11 protein-coding genes and 2 pseudogenes are annotated in these 15713 nt (G+C 44.7%); 7 read left to right on the top strand and 6 right to left on the bottom strand.

The features are described 5' to 3' along the window. Nucleotides 1-290 precede the first annotated feature (290 nt). Nucleotides 291-668 (bottom strand): annotated as a pseudogene (locus tag QWZ07_RS14935) (ABC transporter permease); the annotation flags it as partial. Between the two features lie 202 nt (nt 669-870). Here QWZ07_RS14935 and QWZ07_RS14930 point away from each other — a divergent pair. Next, nucleotides 871-1827 (top strand): IS110 family RNA-guided transposase, encoded by a 957-nt coding sequence (locus tag QWZ07_RS14930; protein WP_192854760.1) that lies wholly within the window; start codon nt 871-873, stop codon nt 1825-1827. Nucleotides 1828-1847: 20 nt separating this feature from the next. On the opposite strand, the pseudogene QWZ07_RS14925 reads toward QWZ07_RS14930, so the two are convergent. The 4 genes and pseudogenes from QWZ07_RS14925 to QWZ07_RS14910 all read right to left on the bottom strand — a co-directional run. Next, nucleotides 1848-2636 (bottom strand): annotated as a pseudogene (locus tag QWZ07_RS14925) (ABC transporter permease); the annotation flags it as partial. Beyond that, entirely contained in the window at nt 2633-3889 is a 1257-nt protein-coding gene (locus QWZ07_RS14920; RefSeq protein ID WP_192854701.1) for an ABC transporter permease, read from the bottom strand. The gene QWZ07_RS14920 and the pseudogene QWZ07_RS14925, both read right to left, overlap by 4 nt. 7 nt (nt 3890-3896) lie before the next feature. Then, nucleotides 3897-4871 (bottom strand): HlyD family secretion protein, encoded by a 975-nt coding sequence (locus QWZ07_RS14915; protein WP_065104022.1) that lies wholly within the window; start codon nt 4869-4871, stop codon nt 3897-3899. 3 nt (nt 4872-4874) lie between these two features. Continuing rightward, on the bottom strand, nt 4875-6329 hold the full coding sequence (locus QWZ07_RS14910; protein WP_192854703.1) for a TolC family protein: 1455 nt from the start codon (nt 6327-6329) through the stop codon (nt 4875-4877). A 210-nt stretch (nt 6330-6539) separates the two neighbouring features. On the opposite strand from QWZ07_RS14910, the gene QWZ07_RS14905 reads away from it, so the two are divergent. After that, on the top strand, nt 6540-8057 hold the full coding sequence (locus tag QWZ07_RS14905) for an ISNCY family transposase (protein WP_080967516.1): 1518 nt from the start codon (nt 6540-6542) through the stop codon (nt 8055-8057). Nucleotides 8058-8304: 247 nt separating this feature from the next. Here QWZ07_RS14905 and QWZ07_RS14900 read toward each other — a convergent pair whose 3' ends face one another. Continuing rightward, nucleotides 8305-8532 (bottom strand): hypothetical protein, encoded by a 228-nt coding sequence (locus tag QWZ07_RS14900; RefSeq protein WP_017110762.1) that lies wholly within the window; start codon nt 8530-8532, stop codon nt 8305-8307. 595 nt (nt 8533-9127) lie between these two features. On the opposite strand from QWZ07_RS14900, the gene QWZ07_RS14895 reads away from it, so the two are divergent. From QWZ07_RS14895 to gnd, 5 genes are all read left to right on the top strand, one after another. Next, on the top strand, nt 9128-10783 hold the full coding sequence (locus tag QWZ07_RS14895; RefSeq protein WP_435434141.1) for an ATP-binding protein: 1656 nt from the start codon (nt 9128-9130) through the stop codon (nt 10781-10783). Between the two features lie 69 nt (nt 10784-10852). Then, entirely contained in the window at nt 10853-11548 is a 696-nt protein-coding gene (locus tag QWZ07_RS14890) for a response regulator (RefSeq protein ID WP_102291114.1), read from the top strand. Nucleotides 11549-12002: 454 nt separating this feature from the next. Continuing rightward, the gene (gene zwf / locus QWZ07_RS14885) at nt 12003-13505 is read left to right on the top strand and encodes a glucose-6-phosphate dehydrogenase (protein WP_065104020.1); all 1503 of its coding nucleotides are present in this window, start codon (nt 12003-12005) and stop codon (nt 13503-13505) included. Beyond that, the gene (pgl, locus tag QWZ07_RS14880; protein WP_065104019.1) at nt 13502-14218 is read left to right on the top strand and encodes a 6-phosphogluconolactonase; all 717 of its coding nucleotides are present in this window, start codon (nt 13502-13504) and stop codon (nt 14216-14218) included. The genes zwf and pgl overlap by 4 nt, the downstream gene beginning before the upstream one ends. Before the next feature lie 28 nt (nt 14219-14246). Then, nucleotides 14247-15695 carry a decarboxylating NADP(+)-dependent phosphogluconate dehydrogenase gene (gene gnd, locus QWZ07_RS14875; RefSeq protein WP_004733587.1) on the top strand — a complete coding sequence of 483 codons (1449 nt, stop codon included), beginning with the start codon at nt 14247-14249 and terminating at the stop codon, nt 15693-15695. Nucleotides 15696-15713: the final 18 nt, after the last annotated feature.

Genomic DNA, 15713 nt, shown 5'->3' with positions numbered 1-15713 from the left:
CGTTGCTTAAACGCTTCCCATGAAAACCTGAGTCGTGATTTTGCAGTCAAAGTAACCTAAACCTTGGAGCATCGGACGAAAGTGAGGATGAGGATTGGTGGATATGACTAAGAGAGGGCAGATTATAAGGAAGTAGGCGAAGTTGAATGTTCGATATGTTTTTGGAGGTTTTTGACCATTGACGACTGAAGATGTAATCCGATCTGAGGATAATAAAAAAGCCCTTTATCAGAGCTTTTAAATGGTTTTTGAAGAACCATAAATCTGATGGTTCAACATTCTTAGCTAAGCTAGTGGGGACTGACTCGACTGATGCTCTTACTTGATTTATGAAAGAGCTTGAGCGCTAACAGCGATCCCCATAGAGCGACTTGCCCCCATAACAGAGTCCATTGAGACGCCACTTCTTGCCAAGAAGCACCCATCTGATTAAGTGCTAAGAAACCTTGAATCGCCGGTGTACTCGGAAATAGCTGTGATAGCAGTACTAACCATTCAGGCATCATTTCAACGGGCCAGATAAACCCAGAAGAAAAAATGAGTGGCATTGAACTGATTAACACCACAACCGTGACTAACTCTCTTCTTGGAACCAGCTCACCGACAAAAATCCCAATCAAACAACTGGCCAATAAGAAGGGCAGCAGTAAAGTCAAAATGTTTGTATGGATAATAAGCACTCCAATCGGGTAATGTGAGACCCAGGCTTTAGCTGCAACTAAAGCTTTCTATGTAGCAGTTCGTTTAAATGCTGGCTCCTCTATCGAGAGACCGATAACAAACATGAACGCTACATAGGACTTCAAGCATAAACCTCGAATAGTCGACTGGGTCTCGAACCCGCATTACGCAAGCATGAGTTAGCTTATTATGAATACCAAAATCAATCAAAGCATCAACGTTGGAGTTGATACTGGCAAAACACAATTAGACATCCACATCAGGCCACTAGATCTATTTTTCTCAGTAGAGAACAATGATAAAGGCATCAAAAAAGCACTCAAAACGATTAAAAGTCACAGTCCTGAACGAATCGTTATTGAAGCTACAGGCCGATTAGAAATGCCTTTTGTTCTTGCATGTGCAGAGGCTCAATTACCAATTGTCAGAGCAAACCCTGTCCACATAAAACGATTCGCTGGTGCTATTGGCCGCAGAGCCAAAAATGATCGTTTAGATGCAGAGTTGATCGCTCACTATGGAGAAGCAATCAAACCAGCTCTTACTGTCATAAAGCCAAGAAACATACGCCTAATGAGTGACTTAGTCATTCGCCGAAACCAGTTGTTATCCATGCAAACAATGGAAAAGAACCGAATCCAGATACTTCCCGCCTCTCTCCATCCGACTATCAAACCAATGCTAACCACGATAAAAAATCAAATCACCAAGTTAGAAGAAAAGCTCGTTAAACTCATTGAAGATAGTCCTGAATACCAGGCTAAAAACACAATATTGCAAAGCGTCCCAGGAATAGGAAACATTGCCGCCGCATCAATAATTAGCAACGTACCTGAACTTGGTTACATCACGAATAAACAAGCGGCATCACTGATTGGTGTCGCTCCAATAACACGCGAAAGTGGGCGCTACAAAGGTAAGCGCGTGATCCAAGGAGGTCGAGCGCAAGTACGCACTGTGTTATATATGGCAATGATGTCAGCCATGCAATGTAATCCTGTTTTTAAAGCGACATATCAGCGACTTTTAGGCGCTGGTAAACCAAAGAAAGTCGCTATTATTGCATGCGTGCGCAAGATGGTTGTGATCTTAAATTCAATGCTCAGAGATGGTGTTCTATGGGATGAAAACAGCGCCAAAAATTAACTATTGACGCCATAGTCGTTTGTTATGGAGGCAAGCAGGTTAATGCCATACATCGAAAAGCTTGCGCCGAAGTAATACATCGACAACAGGTAATAAATGCCAACTAAGGTACAACAGCGAGCAAGCATCAGTTTTGCTGGAGAGGTCTTACTCCAATAGCCAAACGTCGATTGAGCGTTTTGTGTTGCCCCAATTAAGCCAGAAGCCATAGCCAAGGTTTGTTGTAGGATCAGTACAAAGACGGCTGGAACTACGTAATCGATGTATCCCATGCGGCTATTGAAGGTTGGTTTCAGGTTCAAGCTAAACGCGCTGTAGCCTTTGGCAGCCGATTCTAACGGCACACCTTCGACTAACAAGTGGCTGACCTTTACCTGCGCAGCTAACGTGCCGCCTGCCTTGGCAAGCCCTTCAACAATGGTTCCGTAGACCAAGAAGTAAGATGCATCACCAGCGTAAGAAAGCGTCGGGCTCTTACCTAGGAGCAGGTCTTTATAGAAGTTCTCTGGGATGACGATGAACCCGCCAATCTCTTGATTAAGAACAGCTTGCTTAGCATCGGCGATGGTGGAGTCACGGCGTACCAAGTCAATTTGAGACGTGGCATCTACCATTCTTTCTAACTGGTAGCTGCTTTGGCTCTTATCCAAGTTCACAACGGAAGCTTTAAGCTGTTGAGGAACTTGATTTGCGTAAGGCAGCGGATACAAGAATGAATAGAAGACCACACCGCCAAATACCGTAAGAAGTACAACAGGGTTGCGCAGTACCGCTAACAGTTCTTGTTTTAGCAGTTGAGTAAAGCTCATTGTTTTACTCCTTGTTCTGCTGATGCTTCTGGCTGTGTTGACGATGTTGCTATTGCTGATATCGCCAAGTGTTTCTTAATTAACAACATCACCACGAAAGCAGGAACTGCATACCACAACATAGAGGAGAGACTGATTAGCGATTGTGCCGCACTCGCGCCATAACTGGATTGTGCTGTTTGTACTTCAATGTAGTGACTCACGGGCAATAAGCTTCTCCAAATTTGCGCCGCCGTGTTCATGTCGGTGACTGGAAAAGTAATGCCCATGAACGCAAAGCTTGGTGCTGTAAAGGCGCCAGCGAAACTCATCGCCCTTGCTGGATCAAGCGTTAAGAAGAAAAACAAACACCCCATGATGATACAACTGATGACGGTAAGCAGTTGGGCAATGGTTAATGCCACAAAACTGCCGTTAAACGGCCAGTCTAAGAGGACATAGAACCAAAAGCTAAACGCGATACCAAACATCAAAAACAAGACAAGGTAGGGCGTTAATGTTGACGTTAGTGACTTTAGCGGGGCGTTGGATAACCAAGCGTGAAGGCCACGAGCTCTAACGTTCGCCGTTAAAACCAATATCGTGCCCACCACAATCATGATTTGCCATAGAGCCGGAATAACCGCAGACACCAAGAACTGAGCATAGCTGGTGTTCTTGTTAAACAGTGGCGTAATCTGGCTTTGTACTGTCACCGCTTGCCCCAATGCAGATTGTACCGTGGTATCACCGTGCGAGAGCTGTTTAACCACTTCAAGTTGCGCGTTGAATGTTCCTTGAGCTTGCAACAGAGCCGAGTTCACCAGTTTGCCGATCAAGATAAATTGACTGTTGTAGAAAACGGACACTTGCGGGTTCAAGCCTAGAAAAAGGTCTCGGTCAAAATGTCTTGGTATCACGACATAACCATAGATATCACGTTCAATCATCGCTTTCGCCGCTTCACTCGCCGAGCTGTATTTCTGAGTCACTTGTAGGGTAGGTGACGCATCAACAAGGCGCGTGAACTGTTGCGAGATTTGGCTGTGTTCAAGGTCGACAACCGCAACCGGTAAGTCTCGAGCGATCCCTTGTGAAAAAATCAGCCAAATACTGGCGGCAAGCAACAAAGGAATCCAAGTTAGGCAAGACAGCAACCATTTGTCTTTGCGAACAATCGCCCACTGCCTAAGCAATGTATTTTTCACTCGACGGTGATCAGTTGATTGCGCGCCTGTAGATTGCGAGGCTGTAGATCGAAAGTTAGCAGACATATGTCACCTAAAGCTCAACCACAAGGCTCATACCCATGCGCAGAGTCTCGCTTGTATCAACGGGGCGAGCTTCTACTTCAAAGGTACGTAAGTCGAAGCCTTGTGCTGCATCCGTTGAACGCCAAGTCGCGAAATCACCCATTACGGCAATATGAGTAACCTGAAAGGTTAACGACTTATCCAGAGCAGGAAGGTAAGCCTCAAATTGGCTGCCTTTCTCAAAATGTTTCAACATATCTTCACGCACGTTGAGCACCGCCCACGCATCTTTAGTGTCAATTACGGTCACAACAGGGAAACCTTGAGGAGCTAACTCACCGCTACTTAATAGTACTTGAGCCACTTCACCACTAAACCAACTGTGGATCTGTGTGTCTTTTGCGTAGGCTTCAACTTCTGCCACGGCGCCAGCCGCCATTAATGCTTTTTGAGCTGCCGCGACTTTGGTTTCGTCACGCGCACCTTCTCGCGCTAATTGGTACATTTGGAAAGCGGCACTCTCAGTGTATTTCGCCGCTTGCCATTGTGTTTTCGCTTCGTCACGTTTTTGCTCGGCCACCACACCATCGTTATAAAGGTTGTTTACACGTTGGTAAGTTTTGTCCATGAGATCAGCTGCCGCTTTTGCTTTCAACCATTGGTCTTTAGCGGCTTGGATTTGCTGAGTACGAGCACCATTCTCTGCTTGTTTTGCTAAAGCACCAGCGGCTTTTTGACCTGCTTTTGCTTGCTCTAATTTAGCGTCAATTTCTGGGCTAAGTAGGGAGAAGATCAACTCACCTTTCTCAACAGAGTCACCTTTACGTACGAAAACTTCGTCTATTCGGCCGGGTACTTTAGAAGATATGCTGTATTGCTGCGCGTCAATTTGGCCTTGAAGCTTAACAGGCTGTGGTTGGTACGCTTGGTAAAAGCTGTACCCAACCCAGCCAATAATGCCGATGCCAACCAGAGAGAGAATAAGTGGTTTAATAGGTTTCATGAATTATCCTTTTGACTGGCTAGCGGTGTCTGCTTTTGAATCGAAGTCAGACGGGATAGAAGACGTTAAGTAACTTGAATAAGCATTCATTTCGCTGGTGAGTGCTAACAGCTTATTAAGAGAAATTAGGTATTTGAATCGCGCAGCAGATTGCTGTGTTTTAATGCTTGCAAGGTATAGCTCGGCATCAACCACTTCTAACGAATTAGATAACCCTTGAGTGAAGGCTTTTTTACGAAGTGAAAGGTTCTCTTGAGCTAAAGACAGACTTGAGTTGAGGCCTTGAACTTCTTCAATTGCTTGGTTCGCTTCAAGATAGGTCTTTTGTACTAAAACGGTTAAGTCTTGCTTGGCTTGTGACTTAAGGAACTGGACTTGAGACACGGCACTATGAGCGGCAGCGACTTTGTCGGAACGACCTGATGTGTCAAGTAGCGGTACATTCACACCAATACCGACCAACCAATCGGGTTTCATTTCACTGGCTAGCGAGTCATCTTCGTACAGGCTGTAATCACCGTATAGATAGACTTCTGGGTAGTATTTGCCTTTTTCGGCCTTGATTAAGCTACTCGCTTGTTTCTCTTTTGCATCGAGGATTTTGAGGCCAGGGTAGGTCATGAGTGTTTGATCAACAAAGACGTCCATATGAGGCAGGTTTTTGTTGATAAAGAGTTGTTCTGAAGGTTCGACACTTTGGCTCTGGCCAAGGATCTGAGTCAGCGCTAACTGAGCAATCTTAAGGTCGTTCTGCGCTTTGGTGCGTTCAACAACGGCTTTATCTAAAGAAGCATCCGCCTGCAGGCGTTCTACTCGTGCAATTTGCCCTTGCTGTTCAAGCTTGATAGCGAAATCACGGTGTTGAGTTAATCCTGCTTCAACGGCTTGACGTGTTTTGACGACATCTTCTGCTAAGATCACCGAGAAGTAATATTTACTTAAGTCTTCGTAGCGAGCTTGTCTTTCCATCAACAACTGGCTTTGCGCCTCTTCGCTTTTACCTTCGGCAGCAGTTTGCGCAGCGGTAATTCGTCCGCCGGTAAAGATAGGCCAAATAGCACGAATGGAAGAGCTGAAGATGTCTTGTTCAGTGATGGTTGAGGTAACGCCGCCAAGCCCACTTAATATAGGCTGAAGAATACCTCCAACTGCGCCTAAGTTTGGTACACCACTTAAGCTGTCAGTGAACTGTTCACCATTGATCGTCACGTCACTATCAAGGTGCGTGTAGTTAGCCCCTAAGGTGATTGAAGGCAAGTTGAGACTACTTGTTGAGTTCTGAAGGTGCTGATAACGCTCAACATTCGCTTGTTGAGCGGCAAGAGAGTTATTGTTCTCTTGTAATATTTGCCACGCTTCTGGGAAAGAGAGCGGGGCTGCATAGCTTGGCGCGCCGATAGTACCGATAAGAATACTGGCAATCGCAAGGCATCGTAATTTTGGTTTGGTCATCTGCATTAAATACCAAATTAGAGTATTAGCTCTAATGTTAACAGGGGGATCATCGTTTGTCTTGAGTTGATTGTCTCACTGTGATCACCAAGCGATTCTGTCGTATCGTAACTACCAAGCGACTTTGTCATTCGCTTAATTACCGAGGGAAATTGACGGTCTCTATTTTTACGTAATCCTTTGACTAGTGCTACGAATTAGTCAGGGGTGTATAGGATGATCGTTATGGATACTCAATCTCAGCTTACCGTGGATATCATCGCGAAAGTTGCTCTCGGTAAAATATCAATTACTAATGCCTCTAAGCTCCTCAATAAGTCTCGCAGAACCATTGAACGTTATCTCAGGCGATATCGCTCTGATGGTATCCGATTTGTGGTTCATGGCAACACAGGAAGGACACCCGCTAATAAAATACCCATTACCTTAAAGCAGCAAGTTCAAGCTCTTATAAAGGCCAAGTATTACGACTTTAACATGCTTCATCTCGCCGACATGTTAGAGGTATTTGAAGGCATCAAAGTAAAGCGGGAGACGCTTCGTACCTGGGCACATGAAATCCATCATGTAAAACGAGCCAAACATCGACGTTCTAAGGTAAGAAGACGACGTGAGCGTATGGAGGCCGAAGGCTTAATGCTGCAAATGGACGGCAGTCCACACCTTTGGTTCGGTGATAAAAAATCTTGTCTTATCGCCATGATTGATGATGCAACCAGTGAGGTTCATGCGGAGTTTTTCCCTTCAGAAACCACCGAAGGATGCCTCAAAGTAATGAAAACTTATATCGAGAAAAAAGGGCTTTTTAAGACTCTTTATGTCGATAGAGCTGGCATCTTCGGTGGACCAAAACGTTGCCACTTCTCCCAGATGCAACGAGCCTGTGAAGAGCTGGGTATAGAAATTATTTTTGCCAATTCGCCTCAAGGCAAGGGTCGCATCGAACGTGCCTTTGATACGTTCCAAGATCGTCTAGTCCCTGAGTTAAGGTTGGCTGGGGTTACTGATATGATCAGTGCAAATAACTACCTACAAAACACCTTCATCCCTGAGTATTGGGCAACGACCCTCACAGTTAACGCCAAATTAATGCGCTCTGAGCATACACCCGTTCCGAAGTACCTGAACATTGACGCGATATGTATTCAAAAAGAATATCGAAAAATCCGTCGAGATCATACCTTCAGTTACGCCAACGCAATGTATCAAATCACCTCCCCGTTACGGCACTCTATCGTGAGTCAACAAGTCGAATTACGTAAGCAACTTGATGGGGGTTTTACGGCTTATTTTGCCGACCGAGAGTTATCGATTAAAGAGCTTACTGAGCCTAGCTCTAGGAAAGAATACGGAGAAGAAGTTCAGAAAAAGCTCGATGTCATAGAGCTTGCCAATAAGTTAGGCAATGTGAGAGAAGCGGCTCGACAAAGCGGTTGTTCTGTCAAAAGCATTCACAACAACCGTCAATTACTTGAAGCCCATGGCCCACTTGCTTTGAAACGTCTGTATGGTCAATCACACAACAATAATCGCATCGATGAAAAGACTCGAAATATCGTCATCTCATTAACACTAAAATCGCCTCACCTAACCTCTATTAGGATAAGTGGTGAGATGAGGAAGCGCTTTAACATCTCGATTAGTCACTCAACAGTAAGGAACATCTGGCTTGAAGAAAAGCTGAATACAAGAGAGTTACGGGAGGCACGTGCCGAGGAATCAATTATCGAATAGAAACTAATCTGCAATAGTGGACTACTATGAATAAAGCAACGACAGAATCCTTCGGTATTTAGACCGTCAACCTCCCTCGGTAATCACATGAGTTGATTGTCTCACATGAATAGAAACTCTCATAACTCGTTAATTAAATGTAATATATTACGTGATATGGATATTAAAGATCACTGAGACGAAAAGAGCACGACAAAGCGTGCTCTTTAAGTTCAGTATAGAAGCGTTTGTTACAAAATGAAGGGCTTTATTTGAAGCTTGGGCAATGGTGGTCGGCACGCCACACCAATTGTCTTGAACCTTGCATGGTTTGTAATAAATCTCTGCCTGACATTTGTGGGAAAGCTAACAACACTTTTAGGTCGAGTGGGGATGTCTCGTCCTTCTCATAAGCTCTGACATGAGTAAAAGTAGATTGTAAGTTTTTGAACAGCATAGCCTTAGTAAGGCAAATTCCAAAATTATCGCGTTTCATTGCCTGGTTTCCTTTTCAACAATGTTTGTACGTTATGTTTTTTATCCTGTTTCGTGTCGACGGTGTCACTCTGCCTATCAGTGTTATTTATTGAGCGCCGATTGATACGTAGCGCCTCTTCGTTCTCATACTGATTTGTTGTATCAATGGGGTTGGAGCGGTACGCACATTGATAAACGTTCGGTAACGGCGAGTTTGTTATTTCGTAACGTGCTGACACGTCCACTGAGTGAATGATTGTTACCTTTCTGTTAACTGAAAATTCAGTTATCAATGCTGTCTTAAAATTGCGACACATAGCTTAGTAACAATGAACTTCTGCATATGCAACCATTATAATTGTATTTATTTTAAACAACCTAAAAAACACCTAAAAGCTTAGTGATCTAGCTCAATATTTACTCGTTTATTTGTCTTTTAGAGCTAATCAGTTCTAAAAATGAACAGCCAATCTGGTTGCATAACGTAAAGGAATATCAATTAACAATCCGCTCAATAATTTAGTTGAGTAACAGTCACAAATTCGCATAAGCAAAAAGGCTATACCTTTAACTTGGTGTTAACATTGATGATTAAGCACTAGGGACGGTTTTGTATGAAATGGAGTAATGTCAGCTTTCGAAAAAGGTTGCTGATTATCATGACGGTGACTGGCCTTGTTGAACTATTAATACTATCAGCAGCCGGCTTTTCTTATATCAAACAATCTCAAGAACAAGAGATGGGTTTGAAAGCACTAGGTGTTGCCGATTTTCTTGCCGAGTCTCCAGTTGTCTTGCGTGCTATCCAACAAAACGGAACCATTGATCCCAATGGTGCTCCTTATGTTGTATCCGACGAAACTCAAATTAAATTCCGAAACCTCACTCAACTGATTGGCGCTGCGTTTATTGTTGTCGGTGACGAAAAAGGCATTCGTCTGGTTCACCCTTATGACGATAGGCTGGGTAAGCCAATGCGCGGTGGTGACAACCAAAAAGCGCTGATATTAGGCGAGTCTTATGTGTCGACGGCTAAAGGTTCACTTGGCTTCTCTGTCCGTGGTAAATCTGCGGTAAAAGACACCCAAGGTACCGTTATTGGGGTAGTGTCGGTAGGTTATCTATTGGATTCTTTACAAGATCGAATCGAACCTTACTTAGCCTTTTTGATTGTGATGGCGTTGCTGGTGGTTGCCGTCAATGCGGTGATTTCAAGCTATGTTTCTCGTCGTTTTCAGCGCGCTATTTTAGGCTTTGAGCCTGAAGAGATAGGTCGCTTATATGTAGAACTTGATGTGACTATGAGTACCGTGAAAGAAGGTATTTTGAGCATTGATAAGAACGGTATTTTGCGCTCAATAAACAAAAGCGCTTGCGATATTTTGTCTATAGACCGAGATAAAGCACTCAATCAGCAACGTCTATCAGATGTGTTGGTGGGCAGTGACTTAGAGCAGCTGTTATCAACGGGTGACACTGATCATGATGTTGAATTGTACCTGAACAATAAGCGAATCATTGCCAACCGCAGCCCAATTATAGTGGCGGGTGAAGTGGTTGGTGCGGTGTCGAGTTTCCGATTACGAGATGAGATTAACGATTTAACCGATCAGCTTTCTCAAACTAAAGAGTATGCAGACTTACTTCGTTCGCAAACGCATGAACATCAAAACAAGCTCAATACGATCAGTGGCTTGATTCAAATGGGCGAGCTGGACTCTGTTCAACAATTGATTGGTCAAGAAACCGCTCATTACCAGAGCTTAATAGAGTTCTTAAGAGAGACGGTGAAAGACCCTCTTATTGCAGGCATGCTTTTAGGCAAAACAGAACGAGCTCGAGAGATTGGGTTAGAGCTTAAAGTTGAAGAGGGATCAAGGCTTGAGGCATTACCCGTTTGGTTAAACGCAGAGGATGTCGTGACGATTCTTGGCAACCTCATTGATAACGCGTTTGATGCCACCATGATGGCGATTAAACAAGAAGGACAAATTGCACCAGCTCGCCGCGTAATCGATGTGTCGATCAGTGATTTCGGCAATGAAATCATAGTGGAAGTCGAAGACAAGGGCTGTGGTCTGCCAAAACACTTGGCAACCAATGCGCTTACCGAAAAAGGCGTATCGAGTAAAGCGAAGCAGAACCGAGGTGTTGGTTTGTACCTTATTAAGCAGCTTGCTGACCGTTATCAAGGGCAGCTAGAAATGGTTGATAACCCTGATTTTGGGTCACGCATGACGGTGTATTTACCGAAAGAAGAACAACAATAATAATTGAGCACGGAGCGATCGACTGAAGATCGTTGTGACAGGAATACAATGGTTAAAGGAAGAACATAAATGAACGCAATCACGAGAGTCATGGTCATTGAAGATGATATTGCGATTGCAGAGCTTCACCATCGTTATTTAGAACAGATGGGAGGCTTTGATGTGGTCGGGATTGCGACCACACAGTCCGAAGCGTTGATGCAGTTAGATATCTTAAAGCCTGATTTGGTTTTATTGGATGTGTATCTACCGGACGGATGCGGACTTGATATTTTGAACCATGTTCGTGGCAGTAATCAGGGCTGTGATGTGATTCTGATTACCGCAGCTCGAGACGTCGACACCCTTCAGCAAGCGATGCGCGGTGGAGTCGTCGACTATCTACTGAAACCTGTGATGTTTCCCCGTTTGGAAGCGGCACTGAAAAAGTATCAGTCACAGCAGCAAGAGTTTGAAAGTGTGTCTGACTTAAACCAAGGCTTGGTCGACAAGATGCTGCAAGCCAATGCCAAGGCAGATTCTCGAAAGGTTTCTACGTTACCTAAAGGGATCGATGGTGTAACGCTTGATAAAATTAGAGCCATTTTTCAGCAAACCGACATCGCTGATATTACAGCTGATGAGGCAGGCGAACGCATTGGAGCAAGCCGAACGACAGCTCGACGCTATTTGGAATTTCTCATCACAACTGGCGAGTTAGTGGCTGACTTAAACTATGGCACAGTAGGGCGACCTGAACGTTGCTATAACAAGCCGAGAAAGTAGTCGCGCTCAGCAAATGTGACTTCCCCAAGACAGATAACAACAGACACAATCCTGTCATATTTCAACTGTAAAACAAGTTGAATAAGAACGGTTTACTTTTTAACACCAATCTACCACTCACTCCACAGACCAGATGGCATTCTTTCTTTACTACAATGTTTGAGAATGCCGATTTACTGCTATTTCGACCTTTGTTAACTTCGCTATCGATTAGAATTTGTTCGAAATGAGTCAATATTTAATCGATTGCTTTCACAGTGGTTGATGTAAATCAAATACTCATAGACAATACTGTCCCGAATAGAGGTGATAGCATTCACCCTCGTTTACCAAACGCATTCTCAAGTGTAATAGGCACTCGCTATTGATGTAATAGCTAAGACCTATTATCTATTTTCGTATGTCGCTGATACCTTTGGCGAATACTAAAAACCTTGTTTTTATAGGAAAGATGATGGTAATACCTGAAAACAGCAGCATCGTTATTTTTGGTGCGTCGGGAGATCTAACTTACCGCAAGTTAATTCCTGCTTTGTACCACCTGTATGCTAGCAATCAACTTCCAGAATCCTTTGCGATTCTTGGAGTGAGCCGTACTGAGTACAGCGACGAGTCTTACCGTGAGAAGCTGAAGAAGTCTCTTCAGGAAATGGAAAAAACTGAGCCAGAGACGCTGAATGCATTTATTGAACATCTGCATTACCAAGCGATCAACACTTCAGATGTAGACGATTACGCTCGTCTAGCTCAACGTCTGGATAAGCTTGAGCAAGACTACCAATTCGAAAACCATAACACATTGTTCTACTTGGCAACCCCGCCAAGCCTTTACGGTGTGATTCCAGCAAACCTTGCTGCACATGGCCTGAACGATGAGAAGAACGGCTGGCGTCGTCTGATCATTGAGAAGCCATTTGGTTACGATCTAGCATCAGCTCAAGCGCTGGATGAAGAGATCCATCATCACTTCCAAGAACACCAGATCTACCGTATCGACCATTACCTTGGCAAAGAAACGGTACAAAACCTTCTAGTGCTTCGTTTCTCAAACGCGATGTTTGAACCACTGTGGAACCGTAACTTTATTGAATACGTTGAAATCACAGGTGCTGAGTTCCTTGGCGTTGAAGAGCGTGGCGGATACTACGATGGTTCTGGTGCAGTTCGTGACATGTTCCAAAACCACCTGCTACAAGTGTTAGCAATGGTTGGTATGGAGCCACCTGCTCAAATCAATGCAGATTCTATTCGTGACGAAGTGGTTAAAGTACTTCAGTGTCTGAAACCACTGGAAGAAGACGACTTACGTAAAGATTTGGTTCTAGGTCAGTACACAGCGTCAGACGTTCGTGGTCAGCATTTGCCTGGTTACCGTGAAGAGCATGGTGTAGCAGATGACTCTCGTACTGAAACGTACATTGGTCTTAAAGCACACATCAACAACTGGCGTTGGAATGGGGTTCCTTTCTACGTACGTACGGGTAAACGCTTACCAACACGTGTGACTGAAATCGTGATTCACTTTAAGAACACGCCACACCCAGTGTTTGGTCAAGATGCACCAGAGAACAAGCTGATTATCCGTATCCAACCGGATGAAGGTATTCAGATGAGCTTTGGTTTGAAAGAGCCAGGTGCAGGTTTTAAAGCAAAAGAAGTGAAAATGAACTTCTCTTACTCTGACTTGCCTGAAACTCAAATGCTAACGGCTTATGAGCGTCTTCTTCTTGATGCACTGAACGGCGATGCGACTCTGTTTGCACGTACCGATGCAGTAGAAGCATGTTGGAAGTACGTTCAACCGATCTTAGATTTCAAGCAAGATCCTCAAGCACTGTTTGGCTATGCTTGTGGTACTTGGGGCCCACAAGAAGCCGATGAGCTTCTGCAACGTGATGGCCGCGCATGGCGTTTCCCATGCAAAAACTTAACAGACACGGATTACTGCGAACTATGATCAATCACAAGATCTTTGCAACGCCTGAATTAGTCGTTGAAAACCTAGCAAACGAAATGAAAGCTTACAGCGAGCAGGGCAAACCTGTTCACATTTCATTGTCGGGTGGCAGCACGCCAAAAATGCTTTTCAAGCTTTTAGCTCAAGCGCCATACGCAGAAGGCATTCAATGGAATAACCTTCATTTCTGGTGGGGCGACGAACGTTGCGTGGCACCAGACGACGCGGAAAGCAACTACGGCGAAGCAAACGCATTGTTGTTTACTCAGGTAAACCTTCCTGCAGAGAACATCCACCGCATTCGTGGTGAAGATGAGCCAAAAGCAGAAGCAGAGCGTTTCGCGAAAGAAATGGCAGACGTGATTCCAACAGAAAACGGCACGCCTGTTTTCGATTGGATCCTGCTAGGTGTTGGCGCAGACGGCCACACAGCTTCACTATTCCCGGGTGCAACTGACTACCAAGATGAGAACCTATCTGTATTAGCTTCTCACCCAGAGTCGGGCCAGATCCGTGTTTCTAAAACAGCGAAAGTTTTAGAAGCAGCAAAACGAATCAGCTACCTAGTACTGGGTGCAGGTAAAGTTGAGATCGTTAAAGAAATTCATACAACTCCTGCTTCAGAACTGCCTTACCCGGCAGCGAAAATCCAGTCTAAAACTGGCGAAACAGAGTGGTTCCTAGATTCAAATGCAGCAAGTGCTATCGCATAAGTGCGAATAGCCGCAAGGAGATAAAATAATGAAAGGTGATATCGGTGTAATTGGCCTAGCAGTAATGGGTCAGAACCTTATCCTAAACATGAACGACCACGGCTTCAAAGTTGTGGCTCACAACCGTACTGCTGCGAAAGTAGACGAGTTCCTAGAAGGCCCAGCTAAAGGTACTAACATTGTTGGTGCTTACTCTCTAGAAGAGCTAGTTGAGAAGCTAGAAGCGCCACGTAAAGTGATGCTTATGGTTCGTGCTGGTGACGTTGTAGATACGTTCATCGACAAGCTTGTACCACTTCTAGATAAAGGCGACATCATCATTGATGGTGGTAACACTAACTTCCCAGACACTAACCGTCGTGTTGCTGCTCTTCGTGAGAAAGGCATCCACTTCATCGGTACGGGTGTTTCTGGTGGTGAAGAAGGCGCTCGTTTCGGTCCTTCTATTATGCCAGGCGGTTCTCCTGAAGCTTGGGAAGCGGTTAAGCCTATCTTCCAAGGTATCTCTGCGAAAACTGACGCGGGTGAGCCTTGTTGTGATTGGGTTGGTAACGACGGTGCTGGTCACTTCGTTAAGATGGTTCACAATGGCATCGAATACGGTGACATGCAGCTTATCACTGAAGCATACCAGTTCATGAAAGATGGCCTAGGTATGAACCACGACGAAATGCAGGCTGTATTTGCCGACTGGAACAAAACTGAGCTAGACAGCTACCTAGTAGAAATCACTGCTGACATCCTTGGCTACAAAGATGAAGACGGTGAAGCGCTAGTTGAGAAGATCCTAGACACTGCTGGCCAAAAAGGTACAGGCAAATGGACAGGTATCAACGCACTAGACATGGGTATCCCACTGACTCTAATCACTGAGTCTGTATTCTCTCGTTGCCTATCTGCACTTAAAGATCAACGTGTTGAAGCTGAGAAACTGTTCGGCAAGACTGTTGCTCCAGTTGAAGGCGACAAGCAAGAGTGGGTTGATGCAATCCGTCAGGCTCTGCTTGCTTCTAAGATCATCTCTTACGCTCAAGGTTTCATGCTAATGCGTGAAGCGTCGAACGAAAACGGCTGGGATCTAAACTACGGTAACGTTGCACTTATGTGGCGTGGCGGTTGTATCATCCGTTCTGCATTCCTAGGCAACATTCGTGATGCTTACGAAGCGAACCCAGAGATCGCTTTCCTAGGTTCAGATGCATACTTCAAAGGCATCCTAGACAACTGCATGGGCGCTTGGCGTAAAGTTGCAGCTAAGTCTATGGAATCTGGTATCCCAATGCCATGTATGACTTCTGCACTAACGTTCCTAGACGGCTACACTACAGCTCGTCTTCCAGCGAACCTTCTACAAGCTCAACGTGACTACTTCGGTGCTCACACTTATGAGCGTACTGACCGTCCACGTGGTGAATTCTTCCACACAAACTGGACTGGTACAGGCGGCGACACTGCTTCTACAACTTACGACGTATAATCGTTAGTTAGAATCAGT

This window comes from Vibrio lentus (assembly GCF_030409755.1).
Classification (GTDB): domain Bacteria; phylum Pseudomonadota; class Gammaproteobacteria; order Enterobacterales; family Vibrionaceae; genus Vibrio; species Vibrio lentus.
This window is presented reverse-complemented; position numbering and strand designations above follow the sequence as displayed.

Bases quoted from the DNA above. Each gene is read 5' to 3' on its own strand.
- QWZ07_RS14930 (WP_192854760.1), top strand. From the start codon at position 871: ATGAATACCAAAATCAATCAAAGCATCAACGTTGGAGTTGATACTGGC.
- QWZ07_RS14920 (WP_192854701.1), bottom strand. From the start codon at position 3,889: ATGTCTGCTAACTTTCGATCTACAGCCTCGCAATCTACAGGCGCGCAA.
- QWZ07_RS14915 (WP_065104022.1), bottom strand. From the start codon at position 4,871: ATGAAACCTATTAAACCACTTATTCTCTCTCTGGTTGGCATCGGCATT.
- QWZ07_RS14910 (WP_192854703.1), bottom strand. From the start codon at position 6,329: ATGCAGATGACCAAACCAAAATTACGATGCCTTGCGATTGCCAGTATT.
- QWZ07_RS14905 (WP_080967516.1), top strand. From the start codon at position 6,540: ATGATCGTTATGGATACTCAATCTCAGCTTACCGTGGATATCATCGCG.
- QWZ07_RS14900 (WP_017110762.1), bottom strand. From the start codon at position 8,532: ATGAAACGCGATAATTTTGGAATTTGCCTTACTAAGGCTATGCTGTTC.
- QWZ07_RS14895 (WP_435434141.1), top strand. From the start codon at position 9,128: ATGAAATGGAGTAATGTCAGCTTTCGAAAAAGGTTGCTGATTATCATG.
- QWZ07_RS14890 (WP_102291114.1), top strand. From the start codon at position 10,853: ATGAACGCAATCACGAGAGTCATGGTCATTGAAGATGATATTGCGATT.
- zwf (WP_065104020.1), top strand. From the start codon at position 12,003: ATGGTAATACCTGAAAACAGCAGCATCGTTATTTTTGGTGCGTCGGGA.
- pgl (WP_065104019.1), top strand. From the start codon at position 13,502: ATGATCAATCACAAGATCTTTGCAACGCCTGAATTAGTCGTTGAAAAC.
- gnd (WP_004733587.1), top strand. From the start codon at position 14,247: ATGAAAGGTGATATCGGTGTAATTGGCCTAGCAGTAATGGGTCAGAAC.